Annotated in this window: 19 protein-coding genes; 13 read left to right on the plus strand and 6 right to left on the minus strand. The window is 63.5% G+C overall.

The window, feature by feature from the left end:
- The first annotated feature begins 5 nt into the window (after positions 1 to 5).
- The 4 genes from IVB22_RS06880 to mmsB all read left to right on the plus strand — a co-directional run bounded on the left by IVB22_RS06880 (position 6) and on the right by mmsB (position 4,893).
- On the plus strand, positions 6 to 890 hold the full coding sequence (locus IVB22_RS06880) for an SMP-30/gluconolactonase/LRE family protein (protein ID WP_247516961.1): 885 nt from the start codon (positions 6 to 8) through the stop codon (positions 888 to 890).
- A gap of 108 nt (positions 891 to 998) precedes the next feature.
- Complete coding sequence (gene chvE, locus IVB22_RS06885; protein WP_276576907.1) at positions 999 to 2,072, plus strand: multiple monosaccharide ABC transporter substrate-binding protein; 1,074 nt, start codon at positions 999 to 1,001, stop codon at positions 2,070 to 2,072.
- Between the two features lie 80 nt (positions 2,073 to 2,152).
- Positions 2,153 to 3,715, plus strand: a complete 1,563-nt coding sequence (mmsA, locus tag IVB22_RS06890; protein WP_247516541.1) for a multiple monosaccharide ABC transporter ATP-binding protein — start codon at positions 2,153 to 2,155, stop codon at positions 3,713 to 3,715.
- A complete protein-coding gene (gene mmsB / locus IVB22_RS06895; RefSeq protein WP_247516542.1) occupies positions 3,712 to 4,893 on the plus strand; it encodes a multiple monosaccharide ABC transporter permease in 1,182 nt (393 codons plus the stop codon). The genes mmsA and mmsB overlap by 4 nt, the downstream gene beginning before the upstream one ends.
- Positions 4,894 to 5,132: 239 nt before the next feature.
- Here mmsB and kdgD read toward each other — a convergent pair whose 3' ends face one another.
- Both kdgD and IVB22_RS06905 read right to left on the minus strand, forming a co-directional pair.
- The gene (kdgD, locus tag IVB22_RS06900) at positions 5,133 to 6,083 is read right to left on the minus strand and encodes a 5-dehydro-4-deoxyglucarate dehydratase (protein WP_247516544.1); all 951 of its coding nucleotides are present in this window, start codon (positions 6,081 to 6,083) and stop codon (positions 5,133 to 5,135) included.
- A 64-nt stretch (positions 6,084 to 6,147) separates the two neighbouring features.
- Positions 6,148 to 7,074, minus strand: a complete 927-nt coding sequence (locus tag IVB22_RS06905) for a LysR family transcriptional regulator (RefSeq protein WP_247516545.1) — start codon at positions 7,072 to 7,074, stop codon at positions 6,148 to 6,150.
- Between the two features lie 234 nt (positions 7,075 to 7,308).
- Between IVB22_RS06905 and IVB22_RS06910 the strand changes: the two genes are divergently transcribed.
- From IVB22_RS06910 to IVB22_RS06920, 3 genes are read left to right on the plus strand one after another with little or no spacing between them, the layout of a single operon-like run.
- Positions 7,309 to 8,289 carry a tripartite tricarboxylate transporter substrate binding protein gene (locus tag IVB22_RS06910; protein WP_247516546.1) on the plus strand — a complete coding sequence of 327 codons (981 nt, stop codon included), beginning with the start codon at positions 7,309 to 7,311 and terminating at the stop codon, positions 8,287 to 8,289.
- Between the two features lie 10 nt (positions 8,290 to 8,299).
- A complete protein-coding gene (locus IVB22_RS06915; protein WP_247516547.1) occupies positions 8,300 to 8,749 on the plus strand; it encodes a tripartite tricarboxylate transporter TctB family protein in 450 nt (149 codons plus the stop codon).
- A gap of 27 nt (positions 8,750 to 8,776) precedes the next feature.
- Positions 8,777 to 10,276: a tripartite tricarboxylate transporter permease gene (locus IVB22_RS06920; protein WP_247516548.1), complete on the plus strand. Its 1,500-nt coding sequence runs from the start codon at positions 8,777 to 8,779 to the stop codon at positions 10,274 to 10,276.
- A gap of 12 nt (positions 10,277 to 10,288) precedes the next feature.
- On the opposite strand, the gene IVB22_RS06925 is transcribed toward IVB22_RS06920, so the two are convergent.
- The 3 genes from IVB22_RS06925 to IVB22_RS06935 are packed head-to-tail and all read right to left on the minus strand — an operon-like array spanning position 10,289 to position 12,851.
- Complete coding sequence (locus IVB22_RS06925) at positions 10,289 to 10,978, minus strand: DUF1045 domain-containing protein (protein ID WP_247516549.1); 690 nt, start codon at positions 10,976 to 10,978, stop codon at positions 10,289 to 10,291.
- A 20-nt stretch (positions 10,979 to 10,998) separates the two neighbouring features.
- Positions 10,999 to 12,192 carry an alpha-D-ribose 1-methylphosphonate 5-triphosphate diphosphatase gene (locus IVB22_RS06930; protein ID WP_247516550.1) on the minus strand — a complete coding sequence of 398 codons (1,194 nt, stop codon included), beginning with the start codon at positions 12,190 to 12,192 and terminating at the stop codon, positions 10,999 to 11,001.
- A complete protein-coding gene (locus IVB22_RS06935; RefSeq protein WP_276576908.1) occupies positions 12,189 to 12,851 on the minus strand; it encodes a DapH/DapD/GlmU-related protein in 663 nt (220 codons plus the stop codon). Before IVB22_RS06935 ends, IVB22_RS06930 begins: the two co-directional genes overlap by 4 nt.
- Before the next feature lie 193 nt (positions 12,852 to 13,044).
- Between IVB22_RS06935 and phnC the strand changes: the two genes are divergently transcribed.
- The 4 genes from phnC (at position 13,045) to phnE (IVB22_RS06955) (ending at position 16,687) form a co-directional block, all read left to right on the plus strand.
- Positions 13,045 to 13,860 carry a phosphonate ABC transporter ATP-binding protein gene (gene phnC / locus IVB22_RS06940; RefSeq protein WP_247516551.1) on the plus strand — a complete coding sequence of 272 codons (816 nt, stop codon included), beginning with the start codon at positions 13,045 to 13,047 and terminating at the stop codon, positions 13,858 to 13,860.
- 78 nt (positions 13,861 to 13,938) lie between these two features.
- Positions 13,939 to 14,877 carry a phosphonate ABC transporter substrate-binding protein gene (gene phnD, locus IVB22_RS06945; protein ID WP_247516552.1) on the plus strand — a complete coding sequence of 313 codons (939 nt, stop codon included), beginning with the start codon at positions 13,939 to 13,941 and terminating at the stop codon, positions 14,875 to 14,877.
- Between the two features lie 80 nt (positions 14,878 to 14,957).
- The gene (gene phnE, locus IVB22_RS06950) at positions 14,958 to 15,842 is read left to right on the plus strand and encodes a phosphonate ABC transporter, permease protein PhnE (RefSeq protein ID WP_247516553.1); all 885 of its coding nucleotides are present in this window, start codon (positions 14,958 to 14,960) and stop codon (positions 15,840 to 15,842) included.
- The gene (gene phnE / locus IVB22_RS06955) at positions 15,839 to 16,687 is read left to right on the plus strand and encodes a phosphonate ABC transporter, permease protein PhnE (protein WP_247516555.1); all 849 of its coding nucleotides are present in this window, start codon (positions 15,839 to 15,841) and stop codon (positions 16,685 to 16,687) included. The genes phnE (IVB22_RS06950) and phnE (IVB22_RS06955) overlap by 4 nt, the downstream gene beginning before the upstream one ends.
- A gap of 98 nt (positions 16,688 to 16,785) precedes the next feature.
- Here the strand turns inward: phnE (IVB22_RS06955) and phnF are convergent, their stop codons facing one another.
- Complete coding sequence (gene phnF, locus IVB22_RS06960; protein ID WP_247516556.1) at positions 16,786 to 17,514, minus strand: phosphonate metabolism transcriptional regulator PhnF; 729 nt, start codon at positions 17,512 to 17,514, stop codon at positions 16,786 to 16,788.
- A gap of 114 nt (positions 17,515 to 17,628) precedes the next feature.
- On the opposite strand from phnF, the gene phnG reads away from it, so the two are divergent.
- Both phnG and phnH read left to right on the plus strand, forming a co-directional pair.
- On the plus strand, positions 17,629 to 18,102 hold the full coding sequence (phnG, locus tag IVB22_RS06965; RefSeq protein WP_247516557.1) for a phosphonate C-P lyase system protein PhnG: 474 nt from the start codon (positions 17,629 to 17,631) through the stop codon (positions 18,100 to 18,102).
- A 1-nt stretch (position 18,103) separates the two neighbouring features.
- The gene (phnH, locus tag IVB22_RS06970; protein WP_247516558.1) at positions 18,104 to 18,709 is read left to right on the plus strand and encodes a phosphonate C-P lyase system protein PhnH; all 606 of its coding nucleotides are present in this window, start codon (positions 18,104 to 18,106) and stop codon (positions 18,707 to 18,709) included.
- Positions 18,710 to 18,711 lie beyond the last annotated feature (2 nt).

Raw genomic sequence — 18,711 nt, forward strand, 5'->3', positions numbered from 1 at the left:
CCAGGATGGAAGAGGTGCCGACGGCCGTTCTCTGCGGTGAGCGATGCCATCTGGGCGAGGGCCCGACCTACGACGCGGCGACCGACACGGCCTGGTGGTTCGACATCATCGAACGCCGGCTGTTCGAGGCGCGGCTCGGCGCCGGTCAGACTACCATCCATTCCCTCGACGTCATGGGCAGCGCGCTTGGGCGGATCGACGCGCATCGTCAGCTTCTCGTCGCCGATGACGGTCTCTATATCCGCGATATAGCGGATGGGCGAATGACACTGTACCGTCCGCTTGAAGCCGACAATGCCGCAACGCGTTCGAACGATGCCCGGGTTCATCCATCCGGCACGTTCTGGATCGGCACCATGGGCCGCCAGGCCGAGCGGGGGCTGGGCGCCATCTATGCGCTGTACCGCGGTGAGCTGTCGCGCCTCTATGAAAGCATCACTATCCCGAACGCGATCTGCTTCTCGCCGGACGGGACTATCGGCTATTTCGCTGACACCGGGAAGAATGTGCTGTTCCGCGTCGATCTCGATGCGGCGACCGGCCTGCCGCGCGGCGAGCCCTCCGCGCTGATCACCCGGCGGGGCGGCGGCGGCATCGACGGCGCGGTGGTCGATGCTGACGGGCTGATCTGGAATGCGCGCTGGGGCGGCGGCTGCATTGACGTCTACAGCCCGCAAGGTGAGCACCTGCGGGCGCTCCGCGTTCCGGCACGTCAGTCGAGTTGTCCTGCTTTTGTCGGGCACGATCTCTCGCGTCTGCTTGTCACCTCGGCCTGGCAGGGGATGGCGGAGGACGCGAAGCGCGCCGATCCCGATCATGGCCGAACCTTCGTGCTCGATGTCGCCGCACGTGGTCGCCCTGAACCAGACGTAAAACTTGCAACGGGTTGACGGAGGAAGGCGAGGCGCGGCAGCCAAACGCGCAGACGACTGAGTTTCAAGAACCGCATTCAGCGGTCCGACGATCCAGGAACCATAGATCCTCGAAGGGAGTGAAGCATGACTAGTCTGAAGACCACTTTGTCGGCCCTTGCGCTGGCAGCAACCATGGCCGCAACGGCGGTGAGCGGCGCTTTCGCCCAGAGCAAGGGAACCGTCGGCATCGCCATGCCGACCAAGTCCTCGGCACGCTGGATCGACGATGGCAACAACATCGTAAAAATCCTGAAGGAGCGCGGCTACGGCACTGACCTGCAATATGCCGAGGACGACATTCCGAACCAGCTCTCGCAGGTCGAGAACATGGTGACCAAGGGCGCCAAGGTGCTGGTGATCGCCGCGATCGACGGTACCACGCTGTCGGACGTGCTGAAGCAGGCCAAGGCCAAGGGGATCACGGTCATCGCCTATGATCGATTGATCCGGGACACGCCCAATGTCGACTACTACGCCACCTTCGACAATTTCCAGGTCGGCGTGCTGCAGGCACAGTCGATCGAGCAGGGGCTGGGATTGAAGGAAGGCAAGGGGCCCTTCAATATCGAATTGTTCGGCGGCTCGCCGGACGATAACAACGCCTACTTCTTCTACAACGGCTCGATGTCGGTGCTGCAGCCCTATATCGACAGCGGCAAGCTGGTGATCGGCAGCGGCCAGAAGGGCATGGATAAGGTCTCGACCCTGCGCTGGGATGGCGCCACCGCCCAGGCGCGCATGGACAACCTCCTGAGCGCGTTCTATGGCCGCAAGCGGGTCGATGCCGTGCTCTCTCCCTATGATGGCCTGTCCATCGGCATTCTCTCTTCGCTGAAGGGTGTCGGCTATGGCAGCGGCAACATGCCGATGCCTGTCGTCAGCGGTCAGGATGCCGAGGTGCCGTCGATCAAGTCGATGCAGCGCGGCGAACAGTATTCGACCATCTTCAAGGATACCCGCGATCTCGCCCGCGTCACCGCCGACATGGTGGACGCCTCCCTCAGCGGCAAGGATGTGACCGTCAACGACACCAAGACCTACAACAACGGCGTCAAGGTGGTACCGTCCTATCTCCTGAAGCCTGTCGTCGTCGACAAGAGCAACTGGGAGAAGGTGCTGATCGACGGCGGCTACTACAAGCGTTCGCAGTTCGATTGAGCGGGACGGCGGCGCCGGCAATCACCGGCGCCGCCACCTGCCACCGCTGCGGGTGAACAGATGATGGATGTGATGACGCGATGACCGCAATTCTCGAAATGCGCGGCGTAAGCAAGAGTTTTTCCGGCGTTCAGGCCCTGCGCGACGTCAACTTCACGGTGGAGGCGGGGCAGATCCATGCGCTGGTCGGCGAGAACGGCGCCGGCAAGTCGACCTTGATGAAGGTTCTCAGCGGCGTCTATCCCTACGGTGACTACGAAGGCAGCATCATCTTCGACGGCGAGGAGCGGCGCTTTCGCGACGTCAACGATTCCGAAGCGCTGGGCATCATCATCATCCACCAGGAGCTGGCGCTGATTCCGCTGATGTCGATCGCGGAGAACATCTTCCTGTCGCATCCGCCCTCGCGCCTTGGCGTGATCGACCGCGACACGGTCTATCGCCGGACCCAGGAACTGCTCGCCCAGGTCGGCCTCACCGAGATGCCCGATACGCTGGTGACAGACCTCGGCGTCGGCAAGCAGCAATTGGTGGAAATCGCCAAGGCCTTGTCCAAGCGGGTGCGACTACTGATCCTCGACGAGCCGACCGCCAGTCTGAACGAGAACGACAGCGCTGCGCTATTGGATCGCCTGCTGGCATTCCGCGCCCAGGGCATCGCCTCGATCCTGATCTCGCACAAATTGTCGGAAGTCGCCCGCGTGGCCGACCGGATCACGGTGCTGCGCGATGGCCGCACCGTCGACAGCATCGATTGCCGGGCCGAGCCGGTGGAAGAGGACCGCATCATCCGTAGCATGGTCGATCGCGACCTTGCCCATCGCTTTCCGCAACGCACCGCCACGATCGGCGAACCTGTCTTCGCCGTGCAGGACTGGACGGTGCATCATCCGCTCCACAGGGAACGCCGCGTGATCAAGGGCGTCAATTTCGAGGTCCGGCGCGGCGAGGTGGTCGGGATCGCCGGGCTGATGGGAGCCGGCCGTACCGAATTCGCCATGAGCCTGTTCGGCCGCGCCTGGGGAGACCGGATCAGCGGCCGCGTCTGGCTCGATGGAAGAGAGGTCAACCTGTCGAGCGTGGCGGCGGCGATCGATGCCGGCCTCGCTTACGTTACCGAGGATCGCAAGCAGCTTGGCCTGATCCTGGACAGCGACGTCCGCAAGAACATCACGCTGGCAAGCCTCGGCCGCGTGGCGCGGCAGGGCATGATCGATGACATGTCCGAATTGCGCGTTGCGAACGATTACCGCAACCGGATGCGGATCCGCTGTTCCGATGTCTATCAGGAGACCGGCCAGCTTTCCGGCGGCAACCAGCAGAAGGTGGTGCTGTCGAAATGGCTGATGACCGATCCGAAAGTATTAATTCTCGACGAGCCAACGCGCGGCATCGATGTCGGGGCAAAGTACGAAATCTATTGTATCATCAACGAGCTTGCCGAGGCCGGCAAGGGGGTGGTGATGATCTCGTCGGAGATGCCGGAACTGCTCGGCGTCTGCGACCGCATCTGCGTGATGAATGACGGCGCCTTCGTCGGAGAATTCGCGGCCGCCGAGGCCACGCAGGAAAGAATCATGCGCGCCATCATGCGCAACAAGGAAATGGACAAGAAGGTACTTCAGGGAGATTTGCGGTCATGACCGACAAGGCGGTTGCGCTGCCCGGGCACACCGGCTTCATCAAGAACAATCTGCGCAATTACGGCATGCTGCTGTCGCTGTTTGCGATCATGCTGTTCTTCCAGGTCATGACCGACGGCACGCTGCTGCAGCCGCTGAACCTGACCAATCTGGTGCTGCAGAACAGCTACATCGTGATCATGGCGCTCGGCATGCTGCTGATCATTGTCACCGGCCATATCGACCTGTCGGTCGGCTCGGTCGCGGGCTTCGTCGGCGCAGTCGCCGCGGTGCTGATGGTGCGCTATCACGTGGCCTATCCGCTGGCCTTTGTCGCCTGCCTGCTCGTCGGTGCGGCGATCGGCGCCGCGCAGGGCTATTGGGTGGCCTACTTCAAGATCCCATCCTTTATCGTGACGCTGGCCGGCATGCTGGTGTTCAAGGGGCTTGCGCTCGCAATCCTGGCAGGCCAGTCGGTCGGACCGTTTCCGCCGACCTTCCAGAAATTGTCCTCCGGCTTCATCCCCGAACTGTTTCCCGGCGCCGGCACGCTTTATCCCACATCGCTGTTGATCGGCGCCGTATTGGCGGTGGCCCTGGTCTATACCAGCGCCAAGAGCCGGGCGCGGCAGGCGTCGCACGGTATCGAGGTCGAGCCCTTTGGCTTCTTCGTCGCCAAGAGCGCGGTGCTGTTCGCTGTGATCGTGTTCTTCGCCGGCCTGATCGCCTCGCATCGCGGCCTGCCCAACGTGCTTGTCATCATGACGGCGCTGATCGGGCTCTATGCTTTCGTCACCACCCGTACCGTGATTGGCCGTCATATCTACGCTATCGGCGGCAACGCCCGGGCCGCGAGCCTGTCCGGCATCAAGACCGAACGGCTGACGTTTCTGACCTTCGTCAACATGGGGGTGCTGGCCGCATTGGCCGGCCTCGTTTTCGCCGCGCGGCTCAATACGGCGACGCCGAAGGCGGGCGCCGGCTTCGAGCTCGACGTCATCGCGGCCTGTTTCATCGGCGGCGCGTCCGCCTATGGTGGCGTCGGCAGGGTCGGCGGCGCCGTGATCGGGGCCATGATCATGGGCGTCATGAACAACGGCATGTCCATCCTCGGCATCGGCATCGACTACCAGCAGGTGATCAAGGGGCTGGTGCTGCTCGGTGCGGTCTGCCTCGATGTCTACAACCAGCGGCGATAGGTGCCGTCTAGAGCAGGATGAGATGAGGTTGGGCCGTGACGACGGACCATCTCGTGCCCCGGACGCAAGCGGCCAAAGTGCTGCGGGCCGGGGCCCATTCTACTTTGCATGGGGTTGTTTTCGCGATTTTGTGTCCGAGCCCTGCGGTGTACCGCCGAAGGGTACCTGCACTGCGTCCGGGACACGAGTTCGTGCTTCGCACTAACGGCGAAATCGATTCGACTCCAACCCATCCCGATCTAGGCAGCCGCCAGCTCCCGCTTTGCGAACTCGCACGTCTCGAGCCGCGCGACGAGTGCCGCCAGTTCCTCGGTCTCGGCTGGCGTCAGGTCCGTCAGCGGCGAACGGACATGGCCGCTGTCACGGCCGATCACTTTCATGCCGGCCTTGATCATCGAGACAGCATAGCCGCGCTTGCGGTTGCGGATCGCGATCAGGGGAAGGATGAAGTCGCGGAGCCCCGCCTGCACCGTCTCGCGGTCGCGGCGGCGCACGGCCGCGTAGAACTTGGTCGCGAACTCCGGCACGAAGTTGAATACCGCGGAGGAATAGGTGGTTACGCCCATTTCCAGATAAGGCAGTGCAAAGGTCTCGGCGGTAGGCAGCCCGCCGATATAGGTCAGCCGGTCGCCCATGCGCAGGTGGATGCGGGTCATCAGCTCGATGTCGCCGATGCCGTCCTTGTAGCCGACGAGGTTGGGGCAACGCTGGCACAGCTTTTCGAGCGTATCCTCGTTCAGGATCGCATTGTCGCGGTTGTAGACGATGACGCCGAGCTTTGTGGCGTTGCACACCGCCTCGATATGGGCCGCCAGGCCCTCCTGTTCCGAGAAGACCAGATAGGGCGGCAGCAGCAGCACGCCATCGGCACCAGCCGCCTCGACCGCAATGGCAAGCTGCGTCGCCATCGCCGTACCATGGCCGATCCCGGCGAGGACCGGCACGCGCCCCTTGGTCTGGCTCACGGCCGTTGCGACGACCTTCGCGACCTCGGCCGGGCTCAGCGAGAAGAATTCACCGGTGCCGCCGGCGGCAAAGAGTCCTGCCACCTCGTAGCCGCACAGCCAGTCGAGGTTGGAGCGGTAGCGGATCTCGTCGAACGCGTTATCGGACCGAAACGGTGTGACGGGGAACGACAGCAGGCCATTGCCGATCCGGCTGGCCATCTCCTTGGGGGTCATCCTGCTCATGCTCTGATCCTTCAGCGGCTTACGCTGAAGGATTAATGCAAGATGGCGACCGATGGAGACCCAATCACTGTATCGATCGATCCATTGATTGGATCGAGCTGGCCTCGGCGGCAAGGTTTCGGGCGATGCCGGCGATGACGGGAAGAAGTGGATTGTCGTTGTCGCCGCGCCAGACAAAGAACAATTCGGCCGGCCGCTGCCACTGCATCAGGACGGGACGCAGCACCACGCCGCTGAAATGGAGATTCAGCGCGGCCTCAGGTACCAATGACACGCCGACGCCGGAATGCACCATGGCGAGGATCGAATGGATCTGGGCGAGGTGCTGCACGTAATTCGGCACCAGACTTGCGCGTGAAAACAGCTCGACCAGGAGGTCGTGGAAATAGCGGGCTTCATAGGGCTCGTACATGATGAAGGGCTCGCCCGCGAGATCCTCCAGACGCAATTGAGGCGCCTGCGCCAGCGGGTGGCCGCTCGGCAGTGCCGCGATCAGCGGCTCCGCCGTCACACGGAAGGCGTCAAGATTGCCGCGTGGAATCGGCGGGCGGAGCAGGGCGATATCGATCTCACCGGAATCGAGCCGCTTGAGTTGGTCGCTGGAGACCATCTCCTTCAGCGAGATCTCGATATCGTGCAGTTCGCGCCGGCAGGCCGCTACCAGCGCCGGGACGTAGCTGTAGGCGGAGGTCGCGGTGAAGCCGATATTGATCGATCCGGCTTTGCCGTTTGCCATCCGCCGGGCCAGCACGGCCGCGCTTTCCGCCAGCTTGAGCAGATGCCGCGCGTCCGTCAGAAAGCGGTGCCCCGCGGGCGTCAGCCTGACCGCCCGGTTGCTGCGCTCCAGCAGCGTCACATCGAGGACGCGTTCGAGAATCTGGATCTGGCGGCTGAGCGGCGGCTGCGTCATGTTCAGCCGCAACGCTGCGCGCCCGAAATGCAGTTCTTCCGCGACTGCAACGAAGCAGCGCAACTGGCTCAACTCAAACATGAAACCCGTATTTTCAACTTGAGACGAGGGGCCGGTCACCGGCCGGATGTCCTGCTTCTATAGGCTGAGACATGGCCGATCCATCCAAAAAAGGTATCGACCTATCCGCAGACTAGTTCATGGCCGGCCCGGCCCATGACCTATCATTTCTCCCAACGCAGGCTCGAAGGCCTGCAGCCTGCCGGTGAAACGGCGGGACCGCGCGCAACTGCGCTTTGAAACGGAGGAAGACCGATGTCTATGCCATCTCTCGCCCGGGCGATCGCTGCCGCAGTCCTTTCGGTGTCTGCTTTGGCGTCAAGCGGGGCCGGGGCCCAGAATTTCGAACGGCCGGTGCGGCTGATTGTGCCTTTCGCCCCCGGTGGCACCTCGGACATTCTCGCCCGCCGGATCAGCCCGAAGCTGTCCGCCGCCATCGGGCAGTCGGTCGTGGTCGAGAACAAGCCCGGCGCGGCCGGCAATCTTGGGGCTGATGCCGTCGCCAAGGCGCAGCCTGACGGCCACACTTTGTTGCTGATGGATGTCGCCTCGCTCGCGACGGCGCCCAGCCTGTTTTCCGATCTCACGTTCGACGTTCAGAAGGACCTTGCGCCCATTTCCATGGTGATGTTCGGCCCCTATGTCCTGGCCGTCCATGAATCGGTCCCGGCGAAGTCGACGAAGGAACTGATCGACTACGCCAAGGCCAACCCGAACAAGCTCACCATCGCCAATTCCGGCGTCGGTGGCGCCACGCACATCACGGCCGTCGCGATGGCAAAGCAGCTCGGGATTCAGTGGAAGAACGTTCCCTACAAGGGCGGGGCAGCTGCCTCACGCGCCGTCGTATCCGGAGAGAGCGGCGTGATCATCAACGGCGCCGCGGCGACGATGCCCTTCGTGGTGAACAAGCAGCTTGTCGGGCTTGCCGTCACCGGCGAGCAGCGGATTGCGTCAGCCCCCGATCTGCCGACCTTCAAGGAGGCGGGTCTGCCCGGCGGTGATGCGGGGACCTGGCAAGGCATCCTGACCACCGGCGGCACGCCGCCCGCCATGGTCGCGCGATTGAACGCCGAGATTCGCAAGATCCTCGCAGAGCCCGAGATTCAGCAGAAGGTCGCCGAACAGGGCGGTGTCGTGAAGGCCCAATCGCCGGAGGAGTTCCGCGACTGGCTCAAGGATGCGACGATCCGCTGGGGCACGATCATCCGCGAGGCCGGCATCAAGGGCAGCTGAGGGCGGTCCGATGACGCGTTCCCGGATCGACCTGCAGGATCTGCTGTTCGGCCTGTTTCTGGTAGCGGTGGCGGCGGGTACCCTCGTCGCCACGCGCAAACTGGCGATCGGCCACGCGGCCGATATGGGGCCGGGCTACATGCCCCGCGTCGTCGCACTCGCGCTGATGGGCTTCGGGCTCTTCTTCAGCGGACGCGGGCTTTGGCGCATGCGCGCCGGCATCGCGCCCGTTCAGTTGCGGCCGCTGCTTGCGATTCTGGCTTCTGTCGGCGTTTTCGCGCTGACGGCCGAGCGCCTCGGCCTCGCGATCGCCTCGGTCGTCGCCGTGATTCTCGCCAGCTTCGCCACGCGGGAAGGGCGGCTCATCGAAGCAATAGTGTTTGCCATCGTGCTTTCAGGTGCCGCGGTGCTTCTGTTCGTCAAGTTGCTGGGCTTGCCGATCCCGATCTGGCCCCGCTAGGGCGGCGGGCTTCGCAGGCAGGCGCATATGGAACTCTTCAACAATCTGCTGATGGGCCTTTCGACGGCCCTCGAGCTCAACAATCTTGTGTTCTGCCTGATTGGCGTGGTTATCGGCACCGCGATCGGCGTGCTGCCCGGTATCGGCCCGATTCCGACGGTGGCGTTGCTGTTGCCCTTCACCTTCAGCCTGTCGCCCCCCAGCGCCATGATCATGCTGGCCGGCATCTTCTACGGCGCGCAATATGGCGGCTCGACGACCGCCATCCTGGTCAATGTGCCGGGCGAGACGTCGTCGGTCGTCACCTGTATCGACGGTCATGAGATGGCCAAGCAGGGCAAGGCCGGAACCGCGCTTGCCATTGCAGCCATCGCCTCGTTCTTTGCCGGCACGATGGCGACGATCGTGATCGCGGTGCTCAGCGTGCCGTTGTCGGTGCTGGCGCTCAAATTCACCGCGGTCGAATATTTCAGTCTTCTTGTGCTCGGCCTGATCGCCGCGGTCGTCCTCGCGCATGGTTCGGTCGCCAAATCGCTGGCGATGGTGCTGCTGGGGCTGCTGCTCGGTCTCGTCGGAATCGATGTCAGCTCGGGCGTTGCGCGCATGACCTTCGGCATCCCCGCTCTGTCGGATGGCCTCGATTTCGTGCCGATCGCGATGGGCCTGTTCGGGCTCGGCGAAATCATCGCCAATCTGGAGAGACCTTCCGAGCGCCGCGTCGTCAGCCAGTCGATCCGCAGCCTGATCCCGAGCCGGGAGGACCTGCGGGCCGCTTTTCCGGCAATGGTACGTGGCACGACGCTGGGCTCCGTGCTGGGGGTGCTGCCCGGCGGCGGCGCGGCGCTGCCGCCGTTCTCCTCCTACGCGCTGGAAAAGAAGCTCGCGCGCGATCCCTCGCGCTTCGGCAAGGGCGCCATCGAGGGCGTTGCCGGTCCGGAAGCCGCCAACAATGCCGGTGCCCAGACCAGCTTCATTCCGCTGCTGACGCTCGGCATTCCCGCCAACGCCCTGATGGCGCTGATGATCGGCGCGCTGATGATGCAGGGCATCCAGCCCGGCCCGCAGATCATGACTGAGCAGCCCAAGCTCGTCTGGGGCGTCATCGCCAGCATGTGGGTCGGCAATTTGATGCTGCTGGTGATCAACCTCCCGTTGATCGGCCTGTGGGTCTCGATGCTGAAGATTCCCTATCGCCTGCTGTTTCCTGCCATCGTTCTGTTCTGCTGCATAGGCACCTATGGCATCGCCAACAGTCTGTTCAACGTATGGTTGATGATGGGCTGCGCCTTGATCGGCTATTTCTTCATCAAGATCGGCGTCGAGCCGGCGCCGCTGCTGCTCGGCCTCGTGCTCGGCCCGCAGCTTGAGGAAAATTTCCGGCGTGCGATGCTGATCGCGGACGGCGATTTCACCGTCTTCCTGTCCCGACCGATCAGCGCGGTCATTCTCGCCGTCGTCGCCATTCTGTTGCTGGCAATGCTGTCACCGCAAATACTAAAAACGCGGAAACAAGCGCTGGCGGAATGAGGGGCGGCGGCGTCAGTCCTGCAGTTGCCAGCGGCCGATGACCCGAAACCGCGAGTTCGGGTTTTCCTGACGGCACAGGACAATCGCGTCGATCGCGAGCGGCCCGATGCCTGTTGCTGCAAACCTGCCGCGCAGCATCGCCACGACCTGCTCGCGCCGTTCTACGGGAAGCCGTCCCGTCAGTGTCATGTGGAAGCGAAATTCTTCGAAGACGTAAGGGTAGCCCCAGCGATCGAGATAGTCGCGCTGCCGCGGCGTCAGCTTGTCGGGGTTTCGCCGCGCACGATCTTCCGGGCTGAGCGGCGCACGGAACGGATCGAATGCCTTGGTCGCCTCGGCGGCGAGCAGTTCGAGCTCTGCCGACGGTTCGGCCGGAATCACTGCGATGAAACCGCTGATCGAATCGACGACCGGTTGGATCACCGGCACAGGCCGGGCCAGATCAGCGAACAATTCGCATGCCGCAGCAAGCTGCGCCTCGGCCTTGCCGTCGGCCAGCGCCATCGGTGCCTTCAGCGTGGCATGAAAGCCGTATTTGCGGGGATCCTGCGTCAGGTCGCGCCAGTCCAATGGGAGGCCATCCGGAAAGGGCAGTTCGTCGCCGCCATAGGCGTCGTAACCGAGCAGTGACGCGCCGAACCGGTCGAGCGCGCTGCCTTGCGCTGATGTGTAATAGATTGCGTAACGGGGATAATTTGCCATCGCGCCAGAATAGGGCCGCCTCACGCGGCTGCAACTGCCTTGCGGGGAGCGACGGACGAACGGACGAGACGGTGCGCCTCCGTCAGATGGACCAGACGTCCCGCGGTAATGACTGCGACTACTCGCGGCCGCAGCGGCAGCGTGTCATCGACGAGAACGATGTCGGCGCGCTGTCCCGCGGCGAGCGTGCCGCGATCGGCGAGGCCGGCGGCGCGCGCCGGCGCCGACGAGATCAATTGCCACGCCGCGGCCAGCGGCAGTACGCCGTCGGCCGCAAGCCGGAACACCGCCAGCAGCGGCGCTGGATAGTAATAGTCGGACGCCAGCACCGAACAGAGTCCCTTGGCGATCATGTCGGAGGCCTTGGTCCAGCCGGTGTGGCTGCCGCCGCGCACGACATTCGGCGCGCCGAACACGATGAAGTCGCCGGCTTCGGCGGCGTCGCGGGCGGTTTCCTCGTTGACCGGAAATTCGGCGATGGCAACGCCCTGCGCACGAAAGGCTTGCCGCATCGCCGGGCTTTCATCGTCATGCGAGAGCATCCGGACATCAGCCGCGCGCGCGGCCTGCGCCAGCCGGGCGATCGAAGCCGGCACGTCGTGGCTGCGGGTGACCACGCTTTGCACCAGGCGGTCGAACGCCTCGTTGGTGAGCCCCGTGCGCTCAACCATTCGGCTGCGCTTCAGCGGCTTGGCGAGGCTGGCGACGGTCGAGTCCATGTGGTCGTTGAATGCGAACAGGTCGACGCGGCCTTCGGCCAGCCAGTCGATGATTTCGCCTTCCGCGTCGAGATTGTAGGTCTCGTGACGCAAATGGAAGCGGGTGTCCGCGGCGAGCTGCGGCCGCATCTGCTCGATCGCCTCCAGCAACTTCCGCGCATTGTCTGCGCTGCGAAGACCAGGCTCCCACGACCAGGTCGTGGCATGATAGACGGTCGTGATGCCGTTGCTGATGGCTTGCCGGTCGCTGTCGATCAGCGCCACATCGATCGGAAAATCGACGCCGGGACGCGGCATCATTTGCCGCTCAAAGGCATCGCCATGCAGATCGACAATGCCCGGCAGCACCAGCAAGCCGCCGGCATCGATGTTGGGCGAACCATGGTTGTTGTCCGTACCCACGGCGACGATCTCGCGGCCGGCAATGCGCAATGTGGTTTCGAGGATCTCGTGGCCGAGCAGGGCCCGGCCACCTTCGATGAACAGTTCGGTCACGATGCGGCACTCTGGTTGAATTGCTGACGGACGGATGCGGCGGCTTCGTACTTTTCGAGAAAGCCCTCGACATCGAGCTTGCGGAAATCGGGCAGGGCGCGGCGAAGCGTCTCGTGGTCCCAGTCCCACCACGCGAGCTCTGCGAGCCGCCCGGCAATGGATTCGGGAAACCGCCGCTTGACCGGCCGGGCCGGGTTGCCTGCAACGATCGTGTAGGCGGGGACGTCCTTGGTCACGATCGCGCCGGCCGCGACCACTGCGCCGGTGCCGATCGAGCGGCCGGGCAGAATGATCGCGCCGTGGCCGATCCAGACGTCATGGCCGATACGGACGTGATGCCCGCGCCGCCATGCAAAGAAGTCGGCATCGTCGCTCTCGCCCGGAAAATAGCTGCTGGCGCGGTAGGTGAAATGCGCCTGCGACGCCCGGTGCATCGGGTGATTGCCCGGGTTGATCCGTGTCATGGCCGCGATCGAGCAGAATTTCCCGATCGTCGTGTAGGTGATCTGCGCGTCGTTCACGACGTAGGAATAGTCGGCCATCGTGACTTCGAGCAGGATGGTTCGTGCGCCGACCTCGGTGTAGGCGCCAAGCTGGCAGTCGCGTACCGACGCGGAGGGATCGACGGCCGGTTCAGTGGAAAGCATCTTGCCGGCCATCGGCAGCGTCCTTCAGCAATCGAGGGAAGATCATCAGCGTGCGCTCGTCTTCGATGCGCTTGATGACAGGATCATGACAGATGCGTGACGTCGGCCAGCACTGTGGACGAACGCCGCACCGCAGCAGTCGTGTCACACAACTGTTAGATCGAGCCGGTAGCCATGCTCCACGACCGGAACTCTGGAGCAGTGCATGCTGGTGGTAGAAGGTTTGACGTGCCGGTTCGGCACCAAAGCCGCAGTGGATAACGCGTCATTCTCGATCGCGCCCGGCAGCTTCGTCGGCGTGATCGGCCGCTCCGGCGCCGGCAAGTCCACGCTGCTTCGGATGATCAACCGCCTCGCTGAACCTTCCGAAGGACGAATTCTGTTCGAAGGCGTAGACGTGACCGCACTGCGGGGCAAGGATCTGCGGCAGTGGCGTGCGCGCTCGGCGATGATCTTTCAGCAGTTCAATCTGGTCGGCCGGCTCGACGTGCTGACTAACGTGCTGATGGGAAGGCTTGCCGATATGCCGTCCTGGCGGTCGCTGACGCAGCTTTGGCCGGAGGAGGACAGGGCGCTGGCGATGTCGGCGCTCGAGCAGTTCGACATGGGCTCGCTCGCCGCGCAGCGAGCCGACCAGCTGTCGGGCGGCCAGCAGCAGCGCGTCGCAATTGCACGCGCCCTGGTGCAGAACCCGGAAATCATTCTCGCCGACGAGCCGATCGCATCCCTCGATCCCCGCAATACAAGGGTGGTCATGGACGCCCTGCTGCGCATCAACAAGCACTTCGGCATCACCGTGATCTGCAATCTGCACTCGCTGGACCTGGCGCGGAACTACTGTGACCGACTGATCGGCATGTCGGCTGGCCGGGTGGTGTTCGACGGTGCGCCGGCGAAATTGACCGATCAAATCGCGCGCGAGCTTTACGATCTCGAGGCCAACGAAGTGATGGGCACCACGTCAGGCGAGGCGCCCGCCGATTCGACCATTCCGGCTCTCGGCACCGCGGCCGCGGCCTGAGTACTTGCGTCCAATTATCAGTGCGCACTGCGGAACGCTGCAGGCGATCGACTTCTGTTTCAGAAAAGAGAGGGTGTCATGATCAACCGTCGTATGATTCTTGCCAGCGCTGCGGCGCTGGCCTTCACGGCTACCGCCGCTTCGGCGCAGGACTGGAAGGGTAAATATCCCGAACTGACCTTCGCGGTGGTGCCGGCCGAGAACGCCTCGGGCGTCACCGAGCGTTGGTCGCCGTTCGTCACTTATCTGTCCAAGGAACTCGGTGTGAAGGTCAATCTGCGCATTGCCAACGATTACGCCGCCGTCATCGAAGGGCAGCGCGCCGGCAATATCCACATCGCGAGCTATGGTTCGGCGTCGTTTGCGCGTGCGCGGCTGACCGGCGTCAAGACCGATGCCTTCGCCAACGACATCAATTCCGACGGCAGCACCGGCTATTATTCGGTGTTCTTCGTCAAGGCGAGCAGCCCTTACAAGTCCATCGATCAACTCAAGGGCAAGAACCTCGGACTGGTAGATCCGAATTCCACCTCGGGTAACAACGTTCCCCGCTTCGAACTCGACAAGCTGGGCATCTCGGACGCCGACGGCTATTTTGGCAAGGTCGTCTTCACTGGCAGCCATGAAAACGCAATGCTGGCGCTGACCCAGGGCACCGTGGAAGTCGCGGCCAACCAGTGGACGACCGACAATGATTCGACGCTTGCGCAGATGCTGAACAAGGGCATGCTGAAGAACGCGGACGGCACGCCGATGAAGAAGGATGATTTCCGGATCATCCACAAGTCTGCGCCGATCCTCAATGGACCCTATGCGTATAGCTCCGAACTGCCGGATGATCTGAAGGCCGCGATTGCCAAGGCGTTCGCTGACAGCCCGACCAAAGACAAGGCGGCTTTCGATCGCCTGTCCGACGGCCAGAAAAAGGCTTTCAATCCCGCCACGACAAAGGATTGGGACGGCATGATCGACCTGATCAAGTTCGTCGACAATCTCCGCAAGAAGAAGGCGTCTTGAGCGTAGCGTAAAAAACTGAAGCCGGGTCGAGATGACCCGGCTTCTCTCTTTTTAACCGCGCCAATGACAATGAAGATGCAATGACCGTCGCCGTTCCCGTGTTGCCGAGCCAGCAGCTTGCTGCCTTGAACGAGACCTATCGCGCGGCGATGATGCGCAAGCGCATCCGGTTTGCGCTGGCTTCGGCGATATTCGTGGCCGCCCTGATGATTGCTGCGATCGGCGCGGAAGTTAGTCCCGGGACGTTCGTCGCCAAGATCGGAAACTTCGTTAGCTATTTCGATCGTATTGCCACGCTGGAGAGCGGCGCAAGGGTCTGGTCCGATATCGGTGAGTGGTTCTGGGGCTGGCAGAAATGGTTGACGCTGCTCGGCGAGACCATCCTGATTAGTTACGTCGGCACCCTGGCGGGGGCGATCCTCGCTTTTGCCCTTAATTTTCTGGCCGCGGACAATACTTCGCCTGCGCCCTGGCTGCGTTTCGCGGTCAAGCGGCTGATGGAGTTTTGCCGTACCGTTCCCGACATCGTGTTCGCGCTGATCTTCGTGATGGCGTTCGGCCTGGGCCCGATGGCCGGCGTTCTCGCCATCATGATCCATTCGGTCGGCGCGCTCGGCAAGCTGTACTCCGAGATCGTCGAGAACATCGACATGAAGCCGGTCGAAGGGGTGCGCTCGACCGGCGCGAGCTGGATTTCATGCATGTGGTTCGCTGTCGTGCCCCAGATCGCGGCGGGCTTTGCCAGCTACACGCTGCTGCGGTTTGAGATCAACGTCCGCGGCGCCTCGGTGATGGGCTTCGTCGGTGCCGGCGGCATCGGCCAGGAGCTCGTCGTTGCGATCCGGAAATTCTACTATTCCGACGTCAGCGCGATCCTGCTGATGATCGTCGTCACCGTGTTTGTCATCGACATCGGCACCGGCTGGGTGCGTGGACGCTTATTCGGCAAGGATGTGCGCGCATGAGCCTCTTGCCGCCGCCGGAACGCGAGCGTCTCCGCGCACAATATCCCGATGTCTTCGCCCGACCGGCTTCCGCGCGGCTGGCGACGCCGGCCATGATCCTCGCGGCAGCCGCCATTTTCGCGTTCGGCCTGGTCGATCTCGACTTTTCGCCGGCGCGGCTCCTTGCGGGTTTTCATCAGCTCGGCTGGATCACGATGATGATGATCCCGCCCGATCCGGGCTCCTCGCTGCCAGCCTATCTGGTCGCACTGGGCGAAACCCTGTCGATCGCGCTTTTGGGCACTACCATAGGAGCGCTGGTTGCTTTGCCGGTCAGTCTGTTGGCGGCGCGGAATATCGTGCCGTCAGGTATCTTCCGGTTTCCGGTCCGACGCTTCCTCGATTCGATCCGCGGGGTGGATACGCTGATCTGGGCGCTGGTGTGGATCAACGTCGTTGGCCTCGGACCGTTCGCCGGCGTGCTGGCGATTGCGGTGGCGGATTTCGGCGCGTTCGGCAAATTATTTTCCGAGGCCATCGAGGCCGCCGACAAGAAGCAGGTCGAGGGTATCAGGGCTTCCGGCGGCAACGCGCTGCATGAAATACGCTTCGGCCTGATGCCCCAGGTGCTGCCTGTCATCGCGGGGCAGGTGCTCTATTTCATCGAATCGAATACCCGCTCGGCCACCATCATCGGCATCGTCGGCGCCGGCGGCATCGGCCTGCAGTTGGCCGAACAGATCCGGGTGCTGGAATGGCAGAAGGTCTCGTTTCTAATCTTGATGATTCTGGTCGCGGTGGCCGCGATCGACTGGATCTCGGGCAAACTGCGCTTTGCCATCATCGGGCAGCGGGCGCTGGCGTAGTTGCTCCGTAGGGTGGGCAAAGCGAAGCGTGCCCACCGTCTCTCCGAAATCGTGGCGCTAATGGTGGGCACGCTGCGCTTTGCCCACCCTACGAACCGTCAGCTATTCTCCACCAAAAATTCCACGCGCTCCGCGGCAAAGCGTGAGCGCTTGGTCACCAGCGGTTTGCCGTCGGTGTCGACGTCGGTAGCGTCGACCACCAGGATCGGGCGTCCGAGCGCGAGGTCGAGCCGCGCAGCGTCAGTCCCGTCCACGATGGCGGCGGTGATTCGTGTGGAGGCACGGCGAAAATCCCGGATACCGTAATGCGCCAGCAGCTTGGTCATCGAGCGCACATTGGCGAACACTTTTCCGGCGTCAGGAAAGCGTCCGGCCGAAAGCCAGGTGGTGCTGACGCAGATCGGCGCGCGGTCGGCGAGCCGCACCGATTCGATCCGGATCAGGGACGCTCCGGTCTTCAGTCCGAGTTCCCGCGCCAACTCGCGCGTGGCGGCTTCCTCGGTCGCGTCGATGAATTGGCCGCGCGGCTCCCTGCCGCCGGCGCCGACGATTTCGGAAAAACGCGTTCGAGAGTGCAGGGGGTAGGCGAGGCGCCCCGTCTCGACATAGGTGCCGCTGCCGCGCTCGGCGCGCACCAGGCCACGTTCGGCAAGCGTGGCGAGCGCCCGGCGTACGGTGTGGCGGTTGACCCGATAGGTCTCGGCGATCTCGATCTCGCCCGGCAGCTTTTCGCCGGCAACAAAGCGGCCGTCGGCGATGCCGCGCTCGATGCCGTCGGCGACCTGCCGCCACAGCGCGACGCCGGAGGGCGTGTCCTGAACGCTCATGGAACGAAATGGGGCATGGGGGAAAAATCACCTCATCGTCACGAATCTGTCATGGCGCTTCGTTATCAAGTTGTCTAGTATCATAGACAACTTGAGTCCGGCAAGGTCGATGTGATGGCGGGTAACGAAAGTCTGGCAAACGAAAACGGCGGGCAGGCGCGGCGCAAGGCCGTGATGGCGGTGCTGGCTCATTCCGCAACGGCCGACATCGCCGGGCATCTCGCGACGCTCGCGTTGCCGGTGCACGAAGACCTGCGCGCGCCCGAGAACGGGCTCGTCATGGTGCGCGGCCGCGTCGGCGGCGACGGTGCGCCGTTCAACCTCGGCGAGGCAACGGTGTCGCGCGCCGCGGTGCGGTTGTCGACGGGTGAGGTCGGATTCGGCTACACGCTGGGCCGCGACCGGGAGAAGGCCAGGCTGATCGCGCTGTGCGACGCCATGGTGCAGTCGGTTGAACTCGCCGGCGCGATCGAAGCCCAGGTCGTCGCGCCGCTGCGTGCGGCGATGATCGAAAGGCGAAACCGCAAAGTCGCGGAAGCGGCGGCAACACGGGTCGATTTCTACACACTGGTGCGGGGTGAGGGTTGACATGACCAGCGTTGCCGAATTGCCCGCAGGATTTGCCGACAAGGTATTGTCGGCGCAATCCGTCTTCCGGTCCGTGATGGATGCGATGGCGCGCCCCGGCAGCGTTCAAGGTATCGCGTCTGCGGCTGGCGCGCCCGTCGGGATGATGCGTGGCACGGCCGCCATAGCGTTGACCCTGTTCGACCACGATACGCCGGTCTGGCTCGACAGCCGGATGTCGGCGACGCCGGAAGTTGCCAAATGGCTCAAGTTCCACACCAGCGCACCGGTCGTTGCGGATTCGTCGGTCGCCAGTTTTGCGCTGGTGGGCGATCCCGAAAACCTTCCGTCGCTCGATCGCTTCGCGTTCGGTAGCAATGAATATCCGGACCGCTCGACGACGCTGATACTGCAGGTCGAAAGCCTGACGGATGGCCCCGTGGTCGAGTTGCAAGGCCCCGGCATCGACGGAACGGCGGCGCTGAGCGCTTCGATCCAGCCGCAGGATCTGTTCGAGCGGCTGGCCATAAACGCCGCGCTGTTCCCGCGCGGCATCGATGTCGTGCTGGTCCATGACGATTCCATCGTCGCCATACCGCGCACGACGCGGCTCGTGAGGGGAGGCTGACC

It is taken from the genome of Bradyrhizobium sp. 190, assembly GCF_023073415.1.
Classification (GTDB): domain Bacteria; phylum Pseudomonadota; class Alphaproteobacteria; order Rhizobiales; family Xanthobacteraceae; genus Bradyrhizobium.